20 protein-coding genes and 1 tRNA gene are annotated in these 23,764 nt (G+C 45.8%); 14 read left to right on the top strand and 7 right to left on the bottom strand.

Going from position 1 to position 23,764, the window contains the following annotated elements; all coding sequences use genetic code 11:
- Window positions 1-105 precede the first annotated feature (105 nt).
- The 9 genes from QN395_RS01230 (at window position 106) to QN395_RS01190 (ending at window position 11,093) form a co-directional block, all read left to right on the top strand.
- A complete protein-coding gene (locus QN395_RS01230) occupies window positions 106-1,119 on the top strand; it encodes a serine/threonine-protein kinase (RefSeq protein WP_322118237.1) in 1,014 nt (337 codons plus the stop codon).
- A 113-nt stretch (window positions 1,120-1,232) separates the two neighbouring features.
- On the top strand, window positions 1,233-2,168 hold the full coding sequence (locus QN395_RS01225; protein ID WP_322118238.1) for a PP2C family serine/threonine-protein phosphatase: 936 nt from the start codon (window positions 1,233-1,235) through the stop codon (window positions 2,166-2,168).
- A gap of 75 nt (window positions 2,169-2,243) precedes the next feature.
- A complete protein-coding gene (gene rph / locus QN395_RS01220; RefSeq protein WP_322118239.1) occupies window positions 2,244-2,975 on the top strand; it encodes a ribonuclease PH in 732 nt (243 codons plus the stop codon).
- A gap of 213 nt (window positions 2,976-3,188) precedes the next feature.
- A complete protein-coding gene (rdgB, locus tag QN395_RS01215; protein WP_322118240.1) occupies window positions 3,189-3,776 on the top strand; it encodes an RdgB/HAM1 family non-canonical purine NTP pyrophosphatase in 588 nt (195 codons plus the stop codon).
- Window positions 3,773-5,032: a radical SAM family heme chaperone HemW gene (gene hemW, locus QN395_RS01210; protein ID WP_322118241.1), complete on the top strand. Its 1,260-nt coding sequence runs from the start codon at window positions 3,773-3,775 to the stop codon at window positions 5,030-5,032. Before rdgB ends, hemW begins: the two co-directional genes overlap by 4 nt.
- A 288-nt stretch (window positions 5,033-5,320) precedes the next feature.
- Entirely contained in the window at window positions 5,321-6,523 is a 1,203-nt protein-coding gene (locus QN395_RS01205) for an EAL and HDOD domain-containing protein (RefSeq protein WP_322118242.1), read from the top strand.
- Complete coding sequence (locus QN395_RS01200) at window positions 6,524-8,572, top strand: putative bifunctional diguanylate cyclase/phosphodiesterase (RefSeq protein WP_322118243.1); 2,049 nt, start codon at window positions 6,524-6,526, stop codon at window positions 8,570-8,572.
- 83 nt (window positions 8,573-8,655) lie between these two features.
- Window positions 8,656-8,745, top strand: a tRNA-Ser gene (locus QN395_RS01195).
- A 425-nt stretch (window positions 8,746-9,170) separates the two neighbouring features.
- Entirely contained in the window at window positions 9,171-11,093 is a 1,923-nt protein-coding gene (locus QN395_RS01190; protein WP_322118244.1) for a SurA N-terminal domain-containing protein, read from the top strand.
- Between the two features lie 165 nt (window positions 11,094-11,258).
- Here QN395_RS01190 and QN395_RS01185 read toward each other — a convergent pair whose 3' ends face one another.
- From QN395_RS01185 to kbl, 5 genes are all read right to left on the bottom strand, one after another.
- On the bottom strand, window positions 11,259-11,591 hold the full coding sequence (locus tag QN395_RS01185; protein ID WP_322118245.1) for a flagellar basal body rod C-terminal domain-containing protein: 333 nt from the start codon (window positions 11,589-11,591) through the stop codon (window positions 11,259-11,261).
- An 88-nt stretch (window positions 11,592-11,679) separates the two neighbouring features.
- The gene (locus QN395_RS01180; RefSeq protein WP_322118246.1) at window positions 11,680-12,519 is read right to left on the bottom strand and encodes a universal stress protein; all 840 of its coding nucleotides are present in this window, start codon (window positions 12,517-12,519) and stop codon (window positions 11,680-11,682) included.
- Between the two features lie 507 nt (window positions 12,520-13,026).
- Complete coding sequence (locus QN395_RS01175) at window positions 13,027-14,412, bottom strand: L-serine ammonia-lyase (RefSeq protein WP_322118247.1); 1,386 nt, start codon at window positions 14,410-14,412, stop codon at window positions 13,027-13,029.
- Window positions 14,413-14,440: 28 nt separating this feature from the next.
- Complete coding sequence (locus tag QN395_RS01170) at window positions 14,441-15,412, bottom strand: NAD-dependent epimerase/dehydratase family protein (protein WP_322118248.1); 972 nt, start codon at window positions 15,410-15,412, stop codon at window positions 14,441-14,443.
- Between the two features lie 13 nt (window positions 15,413-15,425).
- Window positions 15,426-16,637 (bottom strand): glycine C-acetyltransferase, encoded by a 1,212-nt coding sequence (gene kbl / locus QN395_RS01165; RefSeq protein ID WP_322118249.1) that lies wholly within the window; start codon window positions 16,635-16,637, stop codon window positions 15,426-15,428.
- Window positions 16,638-16,868: 231 nt separating this feature from the next.
- Between kbl and QN395_RS01160 the strand changes: the two genes are divergently transcribed.
- Window positions 16,869-17,441, top strand: a complete 573-nt coding sequence (locus QN395_RS01160) for an XRE family transcriptional regulator (RefSeq protein ID WP_322118250.1) — start codon at window positions 16,869-16,871, stop codon at window positions 17,439-17,441.
- A 391-nt stretch (window positions 17,442-17,832) separates the two neighbouring features.
- Here the strand turns inward: QN395_RS01160 and dbpA are convergent, their stop codons facing one another.
- Entirely contained in the window at window positions 17,833-19,218 is a 1,386-nt protein-coding gene (gene dbpA / locus QN395_RS01155; RefSeq protein WP_322118251.1) for an ATP-dependent RNA helicase DbpA, read from the bottom strand.
- Between the two features lie 540 nt (window positions 19,219-19,758).
- Window positions 19,759-20,427 carry a hypothetical protein gene (locus QN395_RS01150; RefSeq protein ID WP_323491845.1) on the bottom strand — a complete coding sequence of 223 codons (669 nt, stop codon included), beginning with the start codon at window positions 20,425-20,427 and terminating at the stop codon, window positions 19,759-19,761.
- 496 nt (window positions 20,428-20,923) lie between these two features.
- On the opposite strand from QN395_RS01150, the gene QN395_RS01145 reads away from it, so the two are divergent.
- The 4 genes from QN395_RS01145 to QN395_RS01130 all read left to right on the top strand — a co-directional run bounded on the left by QN395_RS01145 (window position 20,924) and on the right by QN395_RS01130 (window position 23,668).
- On the top strand, window positions 20,924-21,334 hold the full coding sequence (locus tag QN395_RS01145; protein WP_322118253.1) for a hypothetical protein: 411 nt from the start codon (window positions 20,924-20,926) through the stop codon (window positions 21,332-21,334).
- Window positions 21,331-22,320: an RHS repeat-associated core domain-containing protein gene (locus tag QN395_RS01140; RefSeq protein WP_322118254.1), complete on the top strand. Its 990-nt coding sequence runs from the start codon at window positions 21,331-21,333 to the stop codon at window positions 22,318-22,320. Before QN395_RS01145 ends, QN395_RS01140 begins: the two co-directional genes overlap by 4 nt.
- 2 nt (window positions 22,321-22,322) lie before the next feature.
- Window positions 22,323-22,706, top strand: a complete 384-nt coding sequence (locus QN395_RS01135) for a hypothetical protein (RefSeq protein WP_322118255.1) — start codon at window positions 22,323-22,325, stop codon at window positions 22,704-22,706.
- A 248-nt stretch (window positions 22,707-22,954) separates the two neighbouring features.
- On the top strand, window positions 22,955-23,668 hold the full coding sequence (locus QN395_RS01130; RefSeq protein ID WP_323491844.1) for an RHS repeat-associated core domain-containing protein: 714 nt from the start codon (window positions 22,955-22,957) through the stop codon (window positions 23,666-23,668).
- Window positions 23,669-23,764 lie beyond the last annotated feature (96 nt).

The following is a 23,764-nucleotide window of genomic DNA, read 5'->3' as shown; positions in this document are numbered from 1 at the left end:
ACCAAGCATCGCTAATGTGGCAACCACTGTATTTGCTTTATCTATATCCTTTACAAAATCACCAAACATCAACACAATCCTTTATATAAATGGATATAGGACGATATGGCCGCACAAAATAACGCACCCTTGCCGGACGGTCTTGAGATTGCTGGATACCGCATTGTAAAGAAAATTGCCTCTGGCGGGTTTAGTATTGTTTATCTGGCGTCTGATGAAGACGGTAATGCCGTCGCTATCAAGGAATATTTACCCAGCTCTTTAGCTTTGCGACAGCAAGGTGAATTGGTGCCCTCCATTTCGTCAGAAAATCTGCCGATTTATCGTATTGGTCTTAAATGTTTTTTTGAGGAAGGTCGGGCACTGGCGCGCATCGCACATCCTAATGTCGTTAGCGTGATCAATTTTTTCCGTGCGAATGAGACAGTCTATATGGTGATGGCCTACGAATCGGGCCGGTCGCTACAAGAACATATCTTGCGTCGCCGCGACAAAGGCGAGAAACCGTTGGTATCTGAGCGCTTTATTCGTCGCATGTTTAACCATGTGATGAATGGACTGCGTGAGGTGCATACCAATAAATTACTACATTTGGATTTGAAGCCAGCCAATATCTATTTACGTCTTGATGGAACGCCAATTTTGTTGGATTTTGGTGCGGCGCGCCAAACCTTAAAAACAGATTTACCAAAGCTATATCCAATGTACACCCCAGGTTTTGCTGCTCCAGAGTTATATTCTAAAAATGGTAATCTTGGTCCGTGGACGGATATTTATAGCATAGGCGCATCCATTTTTGCATGTATGGTTGGTGCGCCACCACAACCTTCAGATCAGCGTAAAAGTGGCGATAAGATGGAAAACCACTACCGCAAGCTGGACGGTTTGTATTCTCCAGAATTGATCGAAGTAGTGCGCTGGTGTTTGAAAATGGATCCGCTGGAACGTCCACAAAGCGTGTTCGCTTTGCAAAAAGCTTTGCAACTGCAAAAGCAGCCGCAAAAAGAACTAAGCGTATTTGAAAAAACGAAGGTCAAACTTACAGCCTTGTTTGCTGCGGGGAAAAAAAGAAAGACTCTCAATGACGACACCACAATACAGGACAATACCCTGGGGTAGGTATAGTCGTTTTTCGCAATAATATTGATATGTTTTTAATCGGTTTGAGCAGCAGATATTTTTTGTTTGCTGTAATTTTCAACCTAAACAATAGTAATTACACTAGATACCTCATGCGTTTCTCTGTCTATCAAGAAAGTCATATCGGTGGCCGTAAGGTCAATCAGGATCGTATGGGTTATAGCTTTACCCGTGATGTCATCCTGTTGCTGCTGGCCGACGGTATGGGCGGTCACATTATGGGAGAAATGGCAGCGACGATTGCGATGCAAACAATCGGTAATTTATTCCAGCAAAATGCCCACCCAATGATAGGACGGCCGGAGCGGTTTTTGGAAGACAGTTTTTTCGCTGCGCACCAAGAAATACATCGCTATCGAGAGATGCACAATCTGCCCGAAACACCACGCACAACAATCGTTGCCTGCCTGATTCAAAATGGCTATGCTTACTGGGCGCATTGCGGCGATTCGCGCTTGTACTGGATGCGCCAAGGGCAAATCCTATTGCGTACCAAGGATCATTCACGGCTCGAGACATTGATCGCACAAGGCAAGGTTGATCCGTCAGAGCGCCATACTCATCCTGATCGTAATAAGCTATTTAACTGCTTAGGTGCGCCAAATGCGCCGATTGTGGAGCTATCGCGCAGAGCGACATTGCAAGCTGGTGACCTGCTGTTTTTGTGTTCAGATGGTTTATGGTCGGTACTGCCAGATCATATGCTCGCGCAACGTTTGAACGACCACACGATCGTGCGGGCTGTACCGGAATTGATTCGGTCTGCCGTCGATATCGCTGGCAAACAAAGCGATAATGTGACCGCATTGGTGATGATGTGGGAAGGCGATGATAAGCTTGAAGATTCCTCGATTATCTCCACTAATACTTTGCCTATAGGCTCAGTCACAACGACGATACAAGCACCACCACCTGGCGAGGCAGACAATGCCGAGGCCGACGCGTTTAATGAGGTGGAAATAGAAAAGGCGATTGCAGAAATCCGCAACGCAATTCATAAATCGTCTCGCGTGACAACCAAGCCCTGATGGAATTTGTCGCTAACTTGGCCTTAATCCTAGTTATATATTTTCTTAAATTTCACTCAATTTTTATTTACTACTATGCCTCAATCAAATCGTCCTAGCGGACGCTCGGCCAATGCCCTGCGTCCTGTCGTCATTAATCGTCACTTCACCAAACATGCCGAAGGTTCGGTATTGATTGAGTTTGGAGATACGCGTGTTATTTGTACCGCTAGTATTGAAGATAAAGTGCCTGGTTTTTTAAAAGGTAAAGGGCAGGGCTGGATGACTGCTGAATATGGCATGCTGCCGCGTTCAACACATACTCGCATGGATCGTGAAGCCGCCAAAGGCAAGCAATCCGGACGCACGCAAGAGATACAGCGCCTGATTGGTCGTTCCTTACGCGCAGCGTTCGATCTGGAGGCCTTTGGTGAGCGCACCTTGCATATCGATTGCGATGTAATTCAAGCCGATGGCGGTACACGTACGGCCGCGATCACCGGCGCCATGGTGGCGGCTTATGATGCTTTTTCAAAACTGGTGGAGCGCGGTGCGATTGCCGCCGTGCCGGTCAAACATTTTGTGGCAGCGATTTCTGTCGGTGTGTATCAAGGGATGCCCGTGTTAGACCTGGACTACCCCGAGGACTCTTCTTGCGACACCGATATGAATGTCGTCATGACAGACCAAGGTCAGTTTGTTGAAGTGCAAGGCACGGCTGAAGGTGTGGCATTTGATCGCGCTACCATGGATTGTTTGCTCGATTTAGCGCATGAAGGTATTACGGATTTAATCGCATTGCAGAAACAGGTATTAGGCTTGTTATAGTCAGCGGAGTCTCGATTTTATTGATGTAAATATAGAGGGAGATTTAATATACTCCCCCTTATTTTTATAGAATATGCCTTATTGTCCAGTAATTATCTGGACGATTAAGATATACTCATGATGAGTATATTTTTTAGAATTGCTCGCACCTCCGATTTAAATGTTATCAGACCCTCCTCTGAAGATGTTTTATCTTAGTAAAAAAATCGTAAAATGAATGCCAAAAAAATTGTCTTAGCCTCGAATAATCAAGGCAAACTCAAAGAGTTTTTCCACATATTGTCGCCACTAGGCATCACACTGCGCGCGCAATCTGAATTTGATGTGCCCGAGGCTGAAGAACCGTATTTCACCTTTATTGAAAACGCCCTCACCAAAGCTAGGCACGCTGCCAAATTGACGGGTTTGCCCGCTTTAGCCGACGACTCAGGGATTTGTGTAAATGCGCTACAAGGTGCGCCCGGTGTGTTTTCTGCCCGGTTTGCAGGTGAACCTAAATCCGATCAGCGCAATAACGCGCACTTGATCAGCCAGCTTGCCACCTCAAACGACAAGTCGGCTTATTACTATTGCGTGCTGGTTTACGTGCGTTCAGAACATGATCCGCAGCCGGTCATTGCAGATGGGCTTTGGCATGGCGAGATCGTGGCAGAGCCAAAAGGTAATAATGGTTTCGGCTATGATCCGCATTTTTGGATAGCGGATTTAGGTAAAACAGTGGCAGAACTCAGTCCCGAACAAAAGAGCCAATGGTCGCATCGCGGGCAAGCTTTGCGTGTGCTGCTAGAGAAGTTACGATGATCCCGATTAAGCCTATTCAACTACTGACGCCTAAGAAAAAAACCATCGATCTTTCTTCCGTGCCGCAAGATGTCGTTAGTCATTTTTTGGGAGCAGGACAGTTTAATTTTACTAGTCTGCCCCCACTATCGCTATATATCCATTTTCCTTGGTGTGTCAAGAAGTGTCCTTACTGCGACTTCAATTCGCACGAGGTAAAAAGTAGTTTTGATGAAGCCCTTTATCTGGACGCCGTACGTGCTGATTTAGAGGCGGCCTTGCCTCTGATTTGGGGGCGTAAGATTTACACCATTTTTATTGGTGGCGGCACGCCTAGTCTGATGTCGGCAGCAGGTTTGGATCGCCTGATGTCGGATGTCAGAACGCTGTTGCCAATTGACGGCGCGGCTGAAATTACAATGGAAGCCAATCCGGGGACGTTTGAGGCTGAAAAGTTTCGCTCTTATCGCCAAAGCGGTATCAACCGTTTATCGATTGGTATTCAGAGTTTTAATTCACGGCATCTGCAATCGCTGGGGCGCATTCATGATGGCGATGAGGCTAGGCGCGCTATCGATATCGCACAACGATATTTTGATAATTTTAATCTTGATCTGATGTTTGCACTGCCAGGGCAAACCTTGGAGCAGGCAAAGTCCGATGTCGAAACCGCGATTGCCTGCGCACCGCCACATTTATCGCTCTACCATCTGACGCTGGAGCCGAATACCTACTTCGCTAAATTCCCGCCAGTGATACCCGACGATGATCTGAGCGCAGAAATGCAGGATTTGATCCAGGCCAAAATGACGCAAGCTGGTTATGGTAATTACGAAGTCTCTGCCTATGCTAAGCCAGGTAAAGAATCACGTCATAATTTGAATTACTGGAACTTTGGCGACTATCTGGGTATCGGTGCTGGCGCCCATTCCAAACTTTCTTTCCCTCATAAAGTGGTGCGACAAGTCCGTTATAAGCAACCAAAAACCTATATGGAAGAGAGTCTGCGCGGAGCAGCTGTGCAAGAAAGCGTTGAGATACAGCGCCATGAAATGGGCTTTGAATTTATGCTCAACGCTTTACGACTAAATCAAGGTTTTGCCGTCAATCTATTCAATGAACGTACAGGTCTTTTACTTAATGATCTTGAAAAGGAGTTATCGATAGCAGAGCAAAAAGGATTGATTACCCGGGATCATCAGTACGTCCGTCCAACCGAGTTGGGGCGACGGTTTTTAAATGATTTACAGACCTTGTTTTTAAAAGACCAAGAGTGATCGCGACAGCTGATTGTTCTTTATTCGCATGCTTTAGGGTTATTACAAGCTCACTGTTGTGAAAACAGTCTTATTCATGGCTTACTTAGAACAACACTAGAGTAATACTTAAAGTAAAACGTTAAATAATATTGCAATTGATTAATTTTCAACTTAGTATTTAAAGCTGCTTACGACTTATGTAAAAATGTTTTTTTGCAAAGAGCTAAAACCTCATTGCATCAGTTTTCGTAAGATCAGGCAGCAGAAAGCAAATAGAAAATCCAACTAAGATCAAAAATTGTTTATATGACCAATGCGACTGGCCTGACGTTACCAATTTCTCCACTGACTCCGATCGTTAACAACAAGCAGCAACTGGTTGCTTTGAGCGTTCATTTTGATACCGCTGTCCTTGCAAATTCTTTGCAGTTATTACATTACTTTAAAAGTAGTGATTTTTTTGATCAGTTATCCTCGCTGTCGCTCCTTCTGCCTATCGATGACGTCATTGCATTACCAGCAGATATTGATACTCGTATTGCCGCCTCAAAAATTATTTTGTGCATTCCAGAGGCAAGTTGTAATAGTCCTGATGCGCAAACCAAACTGAACTATTTAGTGTCTAAAGGTGTGCAAATTGTCGTTGACGATTTTGCTTCTCAGACTACGTTAGTCTGGGATGGATCTAGTACTGTTTGTGTCGATTGCACCGCTGGCATGCCCATATCAATAAAGCCTTGGCTAGCGAGTTTAAGCAAGGGTCTGCATATCGCTAAAAATGTGAATACAGCAGCACAATTGCAAGCAGCATCCGATATGGGATTTAGCTCGTTTTGCGGCGACTATGCCTTTCATCCTGCGCCGAATAATAAATCAGGCGACGCAACTGCCAGAACCCGTTTATTGAAATTGCTCGGATTAGTATCTCGCGATGCAGAGTCACGCGAACTGGAGGAGCTATTTAAGCAAGACACCACCTTGTCGTTTATGTTGTTTAAGATGGTTAGTTCTGCCGCATTTGCGCAGACAGTCAAAGTATCGAGCTTTGGGCAGGCCATTAATTTGCTCGGGCGGCGGCAATTACAACGATGGTTGCAGTTACTGTTGTATGCCCGTCCTCATGATAATGGGGGCGCACTTAATCCTCTGATGTTGCGCGCTGCATTTCGCGCCAGTTTGATGGAAGTGATTTGCCAAAAAAATGGCGGCAACAGAGATCAGCAAGATAGTGCTTTCATGGTCGGTATGTTCTCTTTACTGGATACCTTATTTGGAAGCCCCCTAGCTGAAATTTTATTGCCATTGAATTTGATCGATGATGTGTTGGCCGCCCTGTTAAATCACGAGGGTGTTATGGGCGCGCAACTGCAACTCGTTACTCAGGCAGACCGCATCACCGCCAATCTTGATGTTGCAACATTACAAAAAATTGGTCTTGATGCAGAGATGTATTACGACAGCCTGACCAAGGCTTATGTTTGGGTTAATCAGGTTTGTCAGGACATGTAGATGAAGTCACGCGCGAACACGGGTAATCTAAACATTGATCTGGATAATGATCTGAGTCTGGGCGCGGCCTTGGGTGAGGCCGTGTTGTGCCTGGACGGCCATTCTTTAGAGACCGAGTTGACGCGGATTGTTCAGGCCATTTTCAATACGTCAGATGCTGCTTACGTTCAGCAAGTGAGGTCCGCGGCGGATGTGAGCAATGTTCAACAGTTGCAGTGCGCTGTATCAGCAGAAGCGTTTTATGTTCTGAGCGGCAAAAACGGAATTTATAATGAAAGTGATGTCGCAAAGCTCAATAAACTAGCCGAATTGACGGCGCATTTATTTGCCTCTAAAGCACAACTGGACCAACGTTATAAAGCCTCAGCAGAAACCCAATTACAGCAATCGCAAATTCTCGATCAAATTCATGAGTCCGTCATCACCATGGATTTGGCAGGATTTATTATCAGTTGGAACCGTGGCGCAGAAGTGCTGTTTGGTTACAGTGCAAACGAAGTCATCGGCAGGAATATTTTATTTTTATATGAAGATGAAGAGTTAGACGGCCTGCGCTTGTTTGATTCTTTTTTGGAGCAAGGCGGCCGTCAGATGGAAGTTCGCCGTCGCAAAAAATCAGGCGAAGTCTTTTGGGCCAGTCTAAGCTTATCTCCATTGTGTGATGCCAACACTCAACCTGTGGGAATTATCGGTTATTTAAGCGATATCACTGAACGTAAGCACGCAGAAGAGAAAATTAATCATCTGGCTTATTACGATCTCCTGACCGATTTACCTAATCGCACTTTGTTTAAAAAATTAGTTGATAAGGCATTGCTACAGTCTCAGCGTAATAACTCTATCGGTGCTTTATTGTTTATTGATCTGAATCGCTTTAAGCCAATTAATGACACTCTAGGACATGCGATCGGTGATTTATTACTTAAACAAGTAGCAGAACGATTTCGCGTAGCCTTGCGCGAAAATGACGTGATCGCTCGTTTGGGCAGCGATGAATTTGCAATTGCGTTGTTAGAAATCCCACAGCATTTTCATGCAGGTTTGGTCGCGCAAAAATTATTATCAACTTTAGATCATGCCTTCCTTATTGATGGTCAGGAGTTGCGTATCGGAGCAAGCATCGGGATCAGTACGTATCCGCAAGATGGTATGGAGGCAGACAAGCTTTTACAGAGATCAGACATTGCCATGTTTAAGGCTAAGCGCAACGCCGAACGCGCTAGCGGTAGTTACGCGTTCTACGATAATGAAATGAATCGTACTATTGCTGGTCGTTTATATCTGGAATCAGGTATGCGCCGGGCATTGCAGCATGATGAATTTTCTTTACTCTATCAACCAAAAATCGATATTGCGACTGGGCGAGTGATTGGTGTCGAAGCATTAATTCGTTGGAATCATCCTAAAAGGGGATTGATTTCTCCAGCAGAGTTTATTCCAATTGCGGAAGAAACAGGACTGATCTTACAGATTGATGCGTGGGTGCTAGAAACAGCCTGTGAGCAAGCCAGAAAATGGCAGGATTTACATATTTCTCCTTTGCGTATCGCTGTCAATGTCTCCGCAAAAGAATTTACATCTACCCTGCCAAGTCGAGTGCGCCAAGCCCTATCGTTTTATCAAATTGCACCATCTTGGCTAGAGTTAGAAATCACTGAAAGTATGCTGATGCAGAGCGCCGAAAGCGTTATCACCATCATGGACGAGATCACCGCTTTAGGTGTGACTTTATCTCTAGATGATTTCGGTACAGGTTACTCTAGCTTGTCTTACCTAAAGCGGTTTCCTATCGATACGTTGAAGATTGACCGATCATTTATCCAAGGAATACCAACAGACAATGATGATTGCGCAATTGCCGATGCCATTATCAGCATGGCAAAAAAGCTTAGACATAAAGTGATCGCAGAAGGGGTCGAGAACTGGGAGCAGTTCTCTTTTCTAAAAAATGCGGGCTGTGACGAAATTCAAGGATATCTGTTTTCTCGCCCAGTCAGCCCCGATCAATTAACCCAAATGCTTTCAAGTGATTTTCGGTTTGTTGTGTAATTTACATAGTGGCCAAGATTAACAATAACCCTTACGAAGAAAAATGTCTCAAAGCCATAAAATGCAGCTATAATATTGGGCTTGGAAGGTTGGCAGAGCGGTTGAATGCACCAGTCTTGAAAACTGGCGAGGATGAGAGTCCTCCGTGAGTTCGAATCTCACACCTTCCGCCAGTTTTATGAAAAAGCCCTTGATATTTAAGGGCTTTTTTGCTTTTTGACTTTGTTAGTATCCGAACTTTTTCCTGGCATATCTTGGACTGCATTCAACTGAATACAATTCAAAAATAAGCAACTGAGTTTTATAATTTCAAATTAATAATAAAAATGCGTTATCAGGTGCTTTTTTTATGACTGGAGCACAAGAATCATTGAAACACTGATAAAATCTGCAGTCGTTTAACAGTAATAACAGAATCTAAAATACTTTTTCTGTTACTTTTTATTAATGCTGTTACTAAGTCCTTGATTATGATGGCGGTCGTTGAGACGGATTCAGTTTTTAGCTAGTTCCGTGCAATCCACCAAAATTTAAAAGGTGAACATCAGTTCACCTTTTTTCATATTCGGTAACAGTTTGTCAGAGTGATCGGTTGACCATGTTTGAGTATATTCGTACACACCAACGCTTGATGCAGTTTCTCTTGCTGCTCATTATTTTTCCGTCGTTCGCATTTGTTGGATTGCAAAGTTATACAAGTTCACGCGGCGCGAGTGATGCGGTTGCTACCGTAGCTGGGCAGCCGATTAGTCAGCAAGAGTTTGATGCAGCACAGCGTGATCAGCTCGAACGTCTGCGCCAAACCTACGGTGCTCAATTTGACTCCAAATTACTTAACACGCCAGAAGCACGTCAATCGATCTTGGATGAATTGATTTCCCGTAAAGCCTTAACGGCTGAGCTGACTAGCCAGCATTTGAGTGTGGCAGATCAAACTTTGCAGCAGACAATTATTGCTACGCCTGGTTTAACCAAAGCCGACGGTAGTTTTGACAATGAGAGATACAAAACACTATTGGCGGCGCAAGGTATGACGCCGATGATGTATCAGGAGCGTTTGCGTCAAGATATGTCTTTGCAGCAGTTGTTGACGGCAGTGCAGGGAACTGCGTTTGTACCTAAGACAGTTGCCGAGCGTTTTTCTGCGATCAATGAGCAAGAGCGTGAAGTCCAGGCTTTGAATTTCCAATCAGGTGATTTTGCTGCTCAAGTAAAAATTACTGATGAAGCCTTAAAAGCGTACTACGAAAAAAATGCTGCACAATTTGAAATTCCTGAGTCGATCAAAGCAGAATATGTTGTGTTGAATACCGATGCACTGAGTTCGCAAATCACCGTGACAGACGCGGAAGTGCAAGCACTATATGAACAAAATAAAAAAGCGTACTCAACTGAAGAGCAACGTCGTGCCAGCCACATCTTGATTTCGACTAAGAAAGACGCCAGCGCTGCTGATAAAGCAGCGGCCAAAGCAAAGGCCGAAGGTTTGCTAGCAAGCTTGCGCAAGAATCCTGAATTGTTTGCGAAGTTAGCGAAAGAAAATTCTCAAGATCCGGGTTCTGCAGAACGTGGTGGCGATTTAGATTTTTTTGGCAAAGGCGCTATGGTGAAGGCTTTTGAGGATACGGCTTTTAAATTGAAGCAGGGTGATATCAGTGATGTGGTACAGACAGATTTCGGTTATCACGTTATCCAGCTGACTGCGATAAAGCCTGCCAGCGTAAAGTCTTTGGATGAAGTTAAACCTCAGATTACTGCTGAGATCAAAAAACAAAAAGCAGCAAAAATTTATGCAGATGCAGCCGAGACTTTTACAAACTCCGTGTATGAGCAATCCGATAGTTTGAAAGATGTTGCTGACAAACTTAAATTAAAAATCGAAATAGTATCATCGTTGACGCGTCAGCCAAATCCAGCTTTGCCAGCGACAGCTTTATTTAATAATGCTAAGTTTTTAAAAGCAATTTTTTCTGATGATGTCATCAAGAAAAAACATAATACTGAAGCAGTAGAAGTAGCCCCGAGTACCTTGATTTCAGGACGTATTGTTGAATATAAAGCAGCAAGCAAACGTCCTTTTGATGAAGTTAAAGCGTTGATCGTTGCCCGTGTCACTCAAACTGAATCTGTGGCGCTGGCGAAAAAAGCAGGCGAAGATAAATTGAAGTCCTTGAAAGCCGCTGATAGCACAGCTGGTTTTTCAGATGTAAAAGTGTTTTCTCGTTTGAAGAATCCAGAGATATCTCCAGCGGCGTTTGCTGAGGTGATGAAAGCGGATGTCCAAAAATTACCCGCGTTTGTCGGTATTGATGTTCCCGGTGCTGGTTATACGATCTACCGTATTGGCAAGGTCACTGCTGGCACGGTTGATGTAGCAAGACGTAAATCTGAGCAACAGCAATTGTCTGATGCTTTGGCGCAGCAAGATGTTTATTCTTATATAGAAGCTTTGAAGCAAAAGGGTAAAGTAACGATCAATAAGTCTTTGATTTCTGCGCCTGTTTCTAACGCTACTGAATAAAATATTTTGCTCAATAAAAAAGCACCGTTCGCGGTGCTTTTTTATTGCCTGGTTTTATACTTACTTATTACATTCATTTATTTCGCATACTTATTATGCTTAGTCGGGCTATGTTAGTTTCTTGGTTCTGGTTGTAAATTAAAAATCGGTAATATTATTTCAAACTTAAGCAGTAATGTTGATCAATGTTCCTAAAACTTGATCAGCAGTTTTAACGATCTTGGCTGAAAAATCGAAGCCCGCTTTGTATTCTAAAGACTGTACAAGTTCAGTGGCGAGGTCGGTACCACTAGGGGCGCTTGGCGCGGTAGCTCCCGAGCTATTGCTAAAGCTGGTAATACTACTATTTACCCCGCCGTTTGTGGCTTCCTGAAATTGTACTTGCTGGGGTTGGAAGCCATTCGTATTGGCGTTTGCAATATTGTGAGCCGAGCTATCCAGTGCCCGTTGATAAGATTGAAGTCCTGACAGACCAGTTTGTAGTGCCGAAATAGACATAAATCACTTTTCTTACAAGGTCTAAATTAAACGTGAACAACGCATGAATGACGCATTATAAAAAAATGTTCGTACGCCTCAGTGTAGCTTAGTGCGACATTAGCACAGGAATAGTCATGCTTTTAAGAATGGTTCTGGTTACGCCACCCATAATCATCTCGCGGAAGCGCGAGTGCCCATAACCACCCATCACCAGTAAATCACTGTCCAGATCATGTGCCAGCGACAGCACCGCATTGCCGATATCAGTAGATGTTTTATGTACTGACACTTCAACTTTGATGCCATGTCTAGCCAGATACAGAGCGATATCTGCACCAGGTTGCTCTCCATGTGCGTCGGGTGTGGACTTGGGATTGAAGATCGCCACTTGTACTAATTCTGCCCGCTTGAGCAGTGGGATTGCATCAGTCACAGCGCGCGTCGATTCGCGACTGGCGTCCCATGAAATAAGCGGACGCTTTGCTACTGACGTGAAATCACCCGTGTAGGGAATGATCAGCACAGGACGTCCAGAGTTCATGATGATGTATTCTGGAAAATCAGGTAAAACCGATGGCGATGGCTCATCATTATTAGTTTGTCCGATCACGACCAGATCGCTGTAACGTGCTTGCAAGCCAATGCCACCACCAGCCTCGTCATTGGCAATCATGCTGGCAAAAGATTGCACACCAGATTCCTGCATACTTTTATTGAAACCAGAAATAGCTTTTTCTGCACGCTCACGTAGCAAGTTTAAATGAATCACTAAGTTAGGGTCACCCATACTGATGTTGCCATCCTGGTAGATAAAACGCGATACGCCAGTCACGGCAGTACCAATCAGGTGAGCATTTTCTGCAATCGCAAGTTCGGCCGCGACCTGGATTCTCAGGTGGGAGCGGTTGGATTCATCCACATGGACGAGTATGGTCTTGTATGACATGGCGTACTCCTGATCGAAGATTACAAAGCTAAGCGATAAAAACTAAGTGATGTGGCTAAGTTATATAACTAAGCGTATACCCATTTCATTTAACTGCAACTTTGATTATTTTTTGGATAACGTATTTATATTTCATCGTTAAAAAAGAGAACAGAGCAAATCCATTCAGACCAGAGTTAAAAATATACTCTCTACCTGTATATATTAATTGTCCAGGTAAAGATTGGACAATAGAGGGTTTTGGAGAAATTTTATGGGGAGTATATAGTCAAGGATATTTACTAAGACCTACTCGACTTGCATAAGACTTGCATAAGCTCGATGAAGAAGCAGGATCTGATTCTGCTTCTTCATTGACTAAAGTAAGTTTATTTGTGTAGGTTTAGTTGTATAGTTTTTCTATGCTGGTATAGCTGTTAAGCACAGTGTGATGTTGCAAATGCGGGTCGCAGAGGTCACATCTTAATGAGTGCAATAAAACAATAGTCGCAGAGCAGAGTACCGCAATTAGCAGGCAGCATGATTGACTGTGATGACATGCACAGCCAAACCACCGAGTGAGGTTTCTTTATATTTAGTTTGCATGTCCGCGCCGGTCTGTCGCATGGTTTCTATTACTTGATCGAGGCTGACATGATGCGTGCCATCGCCTCTGAGCGCCAGTGATGCTGCTGTAATCGCTTTAACTGCACCCATGCCGTTGCGTTCTATGCAGGGGATTTGTACCAGGCCGCCGATCGGGTCGCAGGTCATGCCTAGGTGATGTTCGATACCAATTTCGGCTGCCGACTCGATTTGTTCATTAGTGCCGCCCAGCGCTGCGGTGAGCCCGGCAGCAGCCATGGCGCAGGCTACGCCGACTTCGCCCTGGCAACCGATTTCTGCTCCAGAAATAGAAGCGTTTTTCTTACAAAGCATGCCGATTGCCGAAGCAACTAACATAAAATTGCGGATACCTAATTCTGGATTACTTGGTTTGCAGTCTTCTGCGTAATAGCGCAATACAGCTGGGATAATACCCGCGGCACCATTGGTAGGGGCGGTAACGACGCGACCGCCTGCAGCATTTTCTTCGTTTACCGCCATCGCATATAAGCTGACTTTATGCATGCCGTCATGTGGTAAAACGTCCGCACTTTCATTGGCGCTGCGCCACAATTTTGCTGCACGTCGTTTCACGTGCAAACCGCCAGGTAATTCACCTGAGATTTGCAAGCCGCGTGAGATGCATCCCTTCATTACAGCCCAGATTTTATCGATACCTGTATCGAGTTCTGCATCGCTGCAATGGGTGATCTCATTCGCCCGCAGCATCGCGGCAATGGACAGCCCAGTGCGCTGACCGTGTGCCAATAACTCTGCCATTGTGCCGAATGGAAAAGGTCGGGAGGACGTGGCGTGATCATTATCCGCGTTGGCCGATTGCAGCAACTCTGCCTCAGTCGAAATAAAACCACCACCAGTAGAGTAAAAGACCTGATCGCAGCTAGTGCCATCGTTACGCGTCAAGGTAAAGCGCATGCCATTTGGGTGTCCTGGCAAAACTTCTTGTTTGCGCCATAAGAGGTCGTCCATCATGTCAAACTTGACGGGATACTCCCCCAGCAAATTCATACTGCCGCTGCTTGCGAGCGCAGTCAATTTATCTTCAATCGTATCGGGAATCACATCTTGCGGTGTCTCGCCCATCAGGCCGAGTAATACTGCTTTGTCAGTGGCATGACCATGCCCCGTTAACGCTAGCGAACCGTATAAGGCAACTTGTACTTTACTGACTTTAAATAATTCAGGACATTCGAGTAAAAACCGCCGCGCCGCAAGCATCGGGCCGACGGTATGTGAGCTGGATGGACCTACACCTATTTTAAATAAATCAAATACACGCATGTCCATACCAAACCTCACTTTGTCTCAAAAATTTTTATGCAGCCTGGGCTTGTGCTCCAGTGCTGATCTTTACGTTCTTCAACATGTCATTGACTAATTGTGTCATGCCGATCTCTGCCTGCCATCCCCAATCCTTGCGGGCGGCACTGTCGTCAAGGCTCTGTGGCCAAGTAGCGGCAATCGCCTGGCGGCTATCTGGCGCGTAGTGTATGTCAAAGTCGGGCAAATTTTGTTTGATTGCAAGGGCCAATTCCCGTGGATTGAAGCTTAAACCAGCGACATTGTAAGAAGAACGTATACAAAGTTTGCTGGCAGGTGCATCCATCAAAGAAATCGTCGCCCGGATCGCATCAGGCATATAGATCATCGGCAATGTTGTCTCAGCTTCCAGGAAGCATTCATAAGATTCACCACGCAAAGCGGAGTGGAAAATCGCAATCGCATAATCAGTCGTGCCGCCGCCCGGTGGCGACTTGTAGCTAATGATGCCTGGATAACGAATGCTACGAACATCAACACCATATTTTTGGAAATAATATTCGCACAGACGCTCACCCGCTAATTTGCTGATGCCATAAATCGTACTTGGGTCCATCACCGTATATTGCGGTGTGTTGACGGCTGGCGTGTTAGGACCAAATGCAGCGATGGAGGACGGCCAGAATATTTTTAAAGGTTTACCCGCTTCACCTCGGATACGTGCCAGTTCTAAAATATTCAGCAAGCCATCCATGTTCAAGGTCCAGGCTTTTAACGGTGCTTGCTCGCCTGTGGCAGATAATAATGCAGCCAGTTGGTACACCTGAGTCACGGTATATTTTTCTACGACCTCTGCAAGACGGGCTGTGTTTAACACGTCGATGACTTCATAGATTTTTGCGCCATACAAACTGTTAGGGCTGATATCTGCCGCAATGACATTGTCTGCGCCATATTGTGTGGCTAATGCTTCAACCAGTTCACTACCGATTTGACCATTCGCGCCGATGACTAAAATACGTTCCATGTGCTGTCCTTTATTAAATTAAACCAAGTTCACGGCCTGCTTGCGCAAAGGCGGCGAGGGCGGTATCGAGTTGTTCTGTTGTATGCGCTGCGGATAATTGCACTCGTACGCGTGCCTGACCCATCGGTACCACCGGATAAAAGAAACCAGTAACTAAGATACCCAATTCATACAAACGCGCAGCAAATTTTTGTGCTACTGGAGCATCGAATAACATCACTGGTACGACAGGATGTGTGCCGGGTTTGATAGTGAATCCGAGCGCTGCAATTTCACGACGGAAGTGTGCAGTATTGGCATGCAAGCGATCTCGCAATTCAGTAGAAGTCGATAAGCGTTCCAGCACCGCCAGCGATGCACCTGCAATGGATGGAGCTAAGGTATTAGAAAATAAATAAGGACGGGATTTTTGACGCAAGGTGTCGATCACTTCTTTACGCGCTGCGGTGAATCCACCCATCGCACCACCTAAGGCTTTGCCCAATGTACCGGTGATGATATCGATGCGACCTAAGACGTTGTGATGCTCATGTGTACCGCGACCTGTTGCTCCCATAAAGCCCGAGGCGTGACACTCATCAATCATGACCAAGGCATCATATTTGTCGGCCAGATCACAGATTTTGTCGAGCTGGGCAATCGTGCCGTCCATTGAGAACACCCCATCGGTCACAATCACGCGATGACGTTTGCTTGCCGCAGCTTGCAATTGAACTTCCAGATCCGCCATATCGTTGTGGGCATAACGGAAGCGGGCGGCTTTACATAAACGGATACCATCGATGATGGATGCGTGGTTCAGAGCATCAGAAATAATCGCATCATTCTCATCAAACAAAGGCTCGAATACACCGCCATTGGCATCAAACGCCGCCGCATACAAAATCGTATCTTCAGTACCCAGAAAATCAGCAATCGCACGCTCTAATTGTTTATGTACCGTTTGTGTGCCGCAGATAAAACGGACTGAGGATAAGCCATAGCCATATTGTTCGGTCGCTTTGATTGATGCCTGCACCATCGCTTCGTCACCAGACAAGCCCAGATAATTATTGGCGCACAAATTAATCAGTTGGCGACCATCATCACAAGTGACTTCGGCACCCTGACGCGACGCAATCACCCGTTCCGGTTTATATAAGCCTTGTTCGCGCAGGCCATCCAAGTTCTGGCTTAGACCGCTAAAAAATGATTGTTTACTGGATGTGTCGGTGATGTCGCTCATGTTTGGCTCCTGGTGGCTGTGTAAAACTATGTTATGACTTTTCAGGACTTACACAAGATCGCTTCAGCAATACTGCTGGAACAAGTTTATGCAAATCCTGGATTTAAAACTAACCCACCCATCGTAATGCTCTGGTAAGATGTTTTCAAATAATTAAAATATTCGATATGAAGAACTAAAGTTCGATATAGTGGATATTATCTGTGCTTGTTCAACTATGCAAGAGGCAATATGAAAAAAATTTTGAGTAATACGCCGCCAGAAGTAGGCGCTACTTTGCAAAGAATGCGTCTGGAGCGTGGTCTGACGCTGGACGATTTATCGCGTACAGCCGGTGTTTCTAAATCGATGCTGTCACAAATAGAGAGAGAAAAAGCCAATCCCACGATTGCCGTTGCGTGGCGGCTGGCGAATGCACTAGGCGTCAGTATTGCCGAATTGCTGTCAGCCGAAGCGCCCAAGGTCGATGTCATCCGTATGCTGGAACCGCATGAGACACCAACTTTGCCAGGTGAACACGCGGGTTATGTGTTAAAAATTTTAGGCCCGATGGAACTGGCAGGTAAGTATGAGTGGTATGAACTGATCCTGGCTCCGGGCGGTGCGTTAGTGTCTAATTCACATGACCCCGGTGCGACCGAGCATTTGACATTGCTCAATGGTCAGGTAGAAGTAGAAGTAGACAGTATCAAGAAAAAACTCAAAGTCGGCGGCACAGCGCGGTATGAGGCGGATAAGAACCACGCAATCCGCAATATTGGCAAGACGGAAGCGAAGGCGCTAATGGTGGTGATCCATCGGTGAAAAGGATTTATTGCAGCGCCACACGTTTGCAATTTGTCTATCATTAAAATGATACTCCCTATATGTATTTTTTAAATCCCCAATGATTTATTGGGGAATATGGCTAAATAGCTTATAAAAATGGGGAGTATATTTAACTCAGGTTTTCTATTAGACCGCTACCACTCCGCAAAAAACGCAGACGGCATCCGATGTTCAGAGGTGCAGCACCGCCGCGATTTGAGTGTGAGCGCTACCGCAACAATTGCACCTTTGGCAAATTGCCTTGCGTCGTCGTCGCGTGCAGCCAGTCAGTCCGCCAAAGGCACACTTGTCGCTGTTCCAATGAAAACTCTGGGTTTAAAAATCGATGAAATAAGGTTTAAAAAAACTGAGTGGACTATAGCTAAGCTCAATAAATCGCCCGCATCCTGAATTGACGCCCTTTGATATTGCAGCGGCTTAATTTATCCAGCGCCTGTTCAGCGATCTGTCGGTCTAGCGCGACATAAGTCATAAATTCAAACACATTGATCTTGCCCACTTGCTCTTTGCGCAAACCAACATCACCTGTCAGGGCGCCGAGCAAATCACCGGGACGCAACTTGTCTTTTTTTCCGCCCATGATGCAAATACTGACCATTGGTGCTTGTAGGGTGGTGTCAGAGGTTGTATCCAGTTCAGCAAGTTCATGCCATTGCACCGACTGCCCCTGGTATTCTTCGATGAGCTTGACCCATTTTTTCTCACTCGGTGTTGCCAGACTGAGCGCTAAACCTTTTTCGCCAGCTCGACCTGTACGGCCTATGCGATGGATATGGACTTCAGTATCTTTGGAGACATCGACATTGATGACAGCGCCCAGAGTTTGGATATCCAGACCCCGTGCAGCAACGTCGGTGGCGACCAGTACCGAACAACTTTGATTAGCAAAACGGACCAAGATTTCATCACGCTCGCGCTGCTCCAGATCGCCATACAGCGCTAGCGCATTGATGCCTTGCGCTTGCAATTCATCTGCCAGTTCGCGGCAATGGACCTTAGTATTACAAAAAGCGATCGTCGAAACCGGCTTGTAATGCGATAACAAGCGCGCTACCGCCGCATTGCGTTCCTCTGGTGTGACCAGATAAAACAGTTGTTCAATATGGCTGCCGGTGTGTTGCGATTCCACTTTGATTTCAGCCGGATCGCGCAAAAATTGCGCACTGGCTTTGCGGATGTCGTCAGGGTAAGTAGCAGAAAATAATAGCGTCTGGCGACGTGGTGAACACGCCGCAACAATGCCGTAGATATCTTCATAAAACCCCATATCGACCATGCGATCTGCTTCATCCAGTACCAGCGTCTGTACGGTATTTAAATTGATACTCCCGCGGCCGATGTGATCCAGAATCCGTCCCGGGGTTCCGACCACGATATGCGCGCCATGTTCCAGCGAGGCTATTTGCGGGCGCATCGGCGCACCCCCGCACAAGGTCAAAACTTTGATATTTTCTACTGAGCGAGCCAGACGACGTAACTCATTCGATACCTGATCCGCCAGCTCACGCGTCGGGCAGATCACCAGACCCTGCACCGCAAAATAGAGTGGATTGAGCTTGGCAAGGATGCCTAGACTGAACGCCGCTGTTTTACCACTCCCTGTTTTGGCCTGCGCAATCACATCACGTTGCTCCAGAATCAGGGGCAAGCTCGCTGCCTGGATCGGCGTCATCTCTAAATAACCGAGACTCTCCAGATTAGCCAGTAACGGGGCTGATAAGGGCAGGGTATTGAATAAACTAGGATTTGTCATGGGAGGTGTTCCAGAAAGCGATCAGATAATTATAGGGACAACGCAGTCTAGCACTCCCCTCATTTTTCTCATAATGTGGGACACGACACGACACGATAGCGTGGCTGAGAGAGCTAAGTTGCTCATCCCGGGGAGCTTATGCATTCCAAGGGAGAAGCGATAGGCAGAAAACAAAAAAGTCCTTGAGTTTGAATAATCAAGGACTAGGCATTGTTTAGTTGCGAGGTCGGGATTTGAACCCATAATCTAAGGGTTGTAAACCAAAACCTAGAGGCGTTTAAAATAAAAAATACTCAATGAAATTAATGCATTGTCATATGCTAAGTTGGTCGGATTATACTGGAATTTATGCACTCAAGTGCAGCAAAAATTCTGACTTTCCTGGATAAACCGAGATTTCAATTAGGTGCACCAAAGGCGCCCCCAGTAATTGATCACACGAAGGGCTAGCCATATGATTGCGTACTTTATAACATACGCTATGCCCGACGATTCGTTTCTTGGGAAAGGTCTTTTGTCAGACTGATGCAGGCTTACTGTTTACTCAGTTTTAAAGCAGGCATTACAAGTCGAATCCGCAAACCTCCTCTGACATATCTTCTCTCCAGGGTATTTTGTCGCTAGCTCCTTGTAGTCTGTGCAAGTAGTTGTAGAAAGTGCGGCGATATTTGGTTGTTGCAATGTTATACCCACCTTCGGATCAGTCACTGTCAGACGGGATCCGTCCGTATCCGACCTAAGTTCAATGGCACTAGCTTGCGTAATTAATGTCAGAGCACTTGCCTGATTTATAGATGGGCCAGCAACGAGAATGGCAGCCATTTTATGTTTTGAGTCGAGTGTCAACATGGCGTTGCTGCCATTGTCCATGGTGGCATAGCCGCCTCGCTCGATACCTTCCTCATCATAAATAATAAAACCGGCTGCCTTCGACCCCCTGTTAGCAACATGTCCGCCAGCCATCACTGCATTGGGCAAATCGCCACCCATACGGGCACGGACCACACCTTTGTCATCTACGACAACGACTTCTTTCGCTTTAATACTATCAAAAATCGCATTTTTCAGACTGGAGCCGGCAAATGCGCCGCCGCCAGCAACAAGCAACAACACGCTCACCCAAAACATGTTTTGACGGGCAATCCGCTTGCGTAAACGGACATTTTCTTGTTCGCAGGCGCGAACTCTATCTTCAATACTATGCAACATTGCGATCTCCGGAAGTCTGTAGATTTTCGATATCTAACCGGGAATAGTATTCCTGTATGTTATGAAATAGTCAATTAATAAAATTCAAGCCCGACATTTCTGCTACTGCGTTATGAAACGCAGCGATGGATTACCTCAGGCTGATTCGATATGTACGCCACCTGTCCTGTCAGACTCATCCGCAAATATTTTGATGTTTTCGTGGCATGTTGGGAGACACAATTTCCAGCAAGCGTAGTGCAGATGAACCTAGGTTGGCGCATCTAGAAGCGAAGCCCAACATCTCAAACCTTTAGAGCATCAGAACAATAATGCGATGCCTGTGATAAACGTAAAAGCGTGTCTTGGTAAGACTGAAGACTATAAAAAATAATATACTCCCTATGAGCATATTAAAGACATCTAGATAAAATATGGATACTCAGCCATTTCAGAAGAAAAACAGAGGGAGTATCTGCTTTCGTCATGGATTAAACGAATATTCCCCACGCGCAGCATGAGCGACGACACCCTAGACAGCCTGCTCACAAGCACCGTTGGCAGCCGCACCAACCTCCACAGCTACGACACCACAAAAAACCGGCTCAACAGCATCAGTAGCAATATCAGTAATTTTTACTACAGCTACGACTTCGACAGCCAAGGCAACATCAAACAACGAGGCAATCAGCTATACATCTTTGACCAAGGCAACCGCATGACCAGTGCCACGAGCAAAGCTGACTATGTTTATGATGCACTGGGTCACCGCCTCAGAGTCAATCACGTCGATGGCACCAGCCAACTACAAATTTACAGCCCAGCAGGACAATTACTCACGATACAACAAACCGGTGGCCCCAATAACGGTAAGCAGACGAACTACATTTATTTAAACCGTCACGTGATAGCAGAGGTAACGCAATGAGCTTCGTCACTTATATGAAAAAACAGACGCTTAAAACAACGGGCTTGTTGCTTAGTTTGAGTTCGAGACTGAGCATAAGCCTGATCCTGACTCTGAGCTTAGCCCTAGGAGGGATTAGCCAGGTTTTAGCCGAGACGACGAGTTCAGGCGCTGTGGGCAAAGGCATCATCCACACCAACGACGTCGGCGCAGAAACCGTCATCTATGTTCACACCGACGGATTAGGCAGTCCGGTAGCGAAGACGGATCAAAACGGGACTCGTCTTACCCAGACCAAATACGAAGCCTATGGCATGACGGTGGCGGGCAGTGACGTGCCGACGATCGGTTTCACGGGTCATGTGAATGACGCTGACACCGGTTTGACTTATATGCAGCAGCGCTACTATGATCCTGTGGCTGCTCGGTTTTTATCTGAGGACCCCGTTCTTACGGATGCGAATACTGGTAGCGGATTTAATCGCTATGTCTACGCAAATAATAACCCTTACAAATTTGTTGATCCTGATGGACGAAATCCTTGGGCTCTTCGCTTGGCCTATGCGGCTGGTTACGAAACAGCTACAGCACTAGGCGCACCGATTCTTGGTGGTTTAATTGCGACGGTAATTTGGGATGTTGTTCACAGTGATGTCTTTAAATCAGAGCCTAAGAAAAATGATGCATCTGATGCACCAAAGACAGGTGATAAAAGCGACACGAAGGCAGATGTCGGTATTTCGAGCTCTTTACCAAAGCCACCAACAGGGCCAGGTAGCGTACCTAATGATGAAAGAGACCCGAAGCGCTTTTTCACCCCAGGGGAACGTGAAGCGAAACGAGGAGAGCAAGGTAACAAATGCGGAAACGGTTGTGGGACAGACATCGATCAGTCAAACTCGACCGGCCATCACGAAATACGCCATGCCGATGGAGGACCCACAACACCAGAAAATCACGTAGAGGTTTGCAAAGTTTGTCATACCGAACTTCATAATGGAAAGTAAATATGAGCGAAATCGTACCTGTTTTGAAAGATGAGCATAACCAAAGTTCGATTCCAACTGCGTGGAGACGTGCCTTTGCTGACATCGTGGAAGGATTGAAAGAAGAGAATTTCGATCTTGTGCGAAAAGTGGAAGGAGTTCGCCAGATTTCCGCAGAAGATGCAGCCAGAATTGCTGGCAACATAAAGCGCTATGGCGCTCAATTGACCAGTTTGCCAGAAGATACGTGGCGGACGTCGGCATGTCAGTGGATGATCGGATATTGGGATGCATTGGTCGATCTGTACACTGTGGACGAAGGAGCTAGCGATTTGGCGTTGGTCGTGCGCGTTTATGAAGAAGGCTCTGCATATGCTTTCGAAATTCTTTCTGTGCATGTGCCATAACAAGCATAGCCGGGCTAACGCAGGTTGGCGAAAAACGAAGCGAAGCCCAACATCTCAGACTCGTAAAGCATCAGATCAATCGTGAGACGTGCGCAATAAAATAAAAGCCGGTGTTGGCAACAGCACCGGCTTTGTCTATTGTTGAACCCGATTCTGCCTATCGTTGAAACACATTTGAATACGCTTTGAAACACGTCTGTATACCATCTGTATACGTTCTGTAGTCGGTTGTAATAAATCTGAATGACGTGTACACCGGTTTGACGTATATGCAGCAGCGGTACTATGATCCTGCGGCGGGACGATTCTTGAGTGAAGATCCGGTGCTCACGGATGCTAATACCGGAACTGGATTTAATCGCTATGTCTATGCATCTAATAATCCGTATCGGTATATTGATCCTAACGGCCGAGCTGAATGTACGACAGATGGCAATGGTTGTAAACACTACGGAACTCCCCAAAAAACTGACCCAAATGACAGGAGTGGACACGCCAAAGCGAGTGCCAAGATTGGAGAGCAATTGTCAAAACAAGGCGCTAAAGAGGTGCATTACAATCGCCCGTTTTCAGCGATCACTGGAAATCCGGCTGCTGGCCTTCAAAGAGCTGACGTTGCAGCCGTCTGGTCAGACAATAGTGTAAGTACAGTTGAAGTTATATCTCCCATGCAGACACCAGCATCACAGATCGCAAAAGGAGAAGCAATGCAAGCTAAATTAAATAGTATTGGTCGTGCGGGTACTGCAAATACCGTCTCCATTGGTGAAGGCTTGTCCGGCGTTGCTATAAAAGGGGTGGGTAGTTTGAGCATATTGAGCCCAGTTGTTCGTGCATTTGAACTTCAAAAAATGGGGGGGAGCTGGTTCACCCATCCCCGTAGGTATTGGTATAGGTTATATGGGGGGGTAATAACACGTGAACAAGCTGTTGAGGCTTCACGAATTTTCACTCCCATGTGAGACCGCAAAAAAAGGGGAACTAATGAGGTTCTTGCAAAACGAAACACCGGAGAGTAATTTTATTGCGAGAAGCGCAAAATAGATGAGAAAGGAGCG

The sequence above is a fragment of the Undibacterium sp. RTI2.2 genome (genome assembly GCF_035018705.1).
Lineage (GTDB): Bacteria > Pseudomonadota > Gammaproteobacteria > Burkholderiales > Burkholderiaceae_D > Undibacterium.
This window is presented reverse-complemented; position numbering and strand designations above follow the sequence as displayed.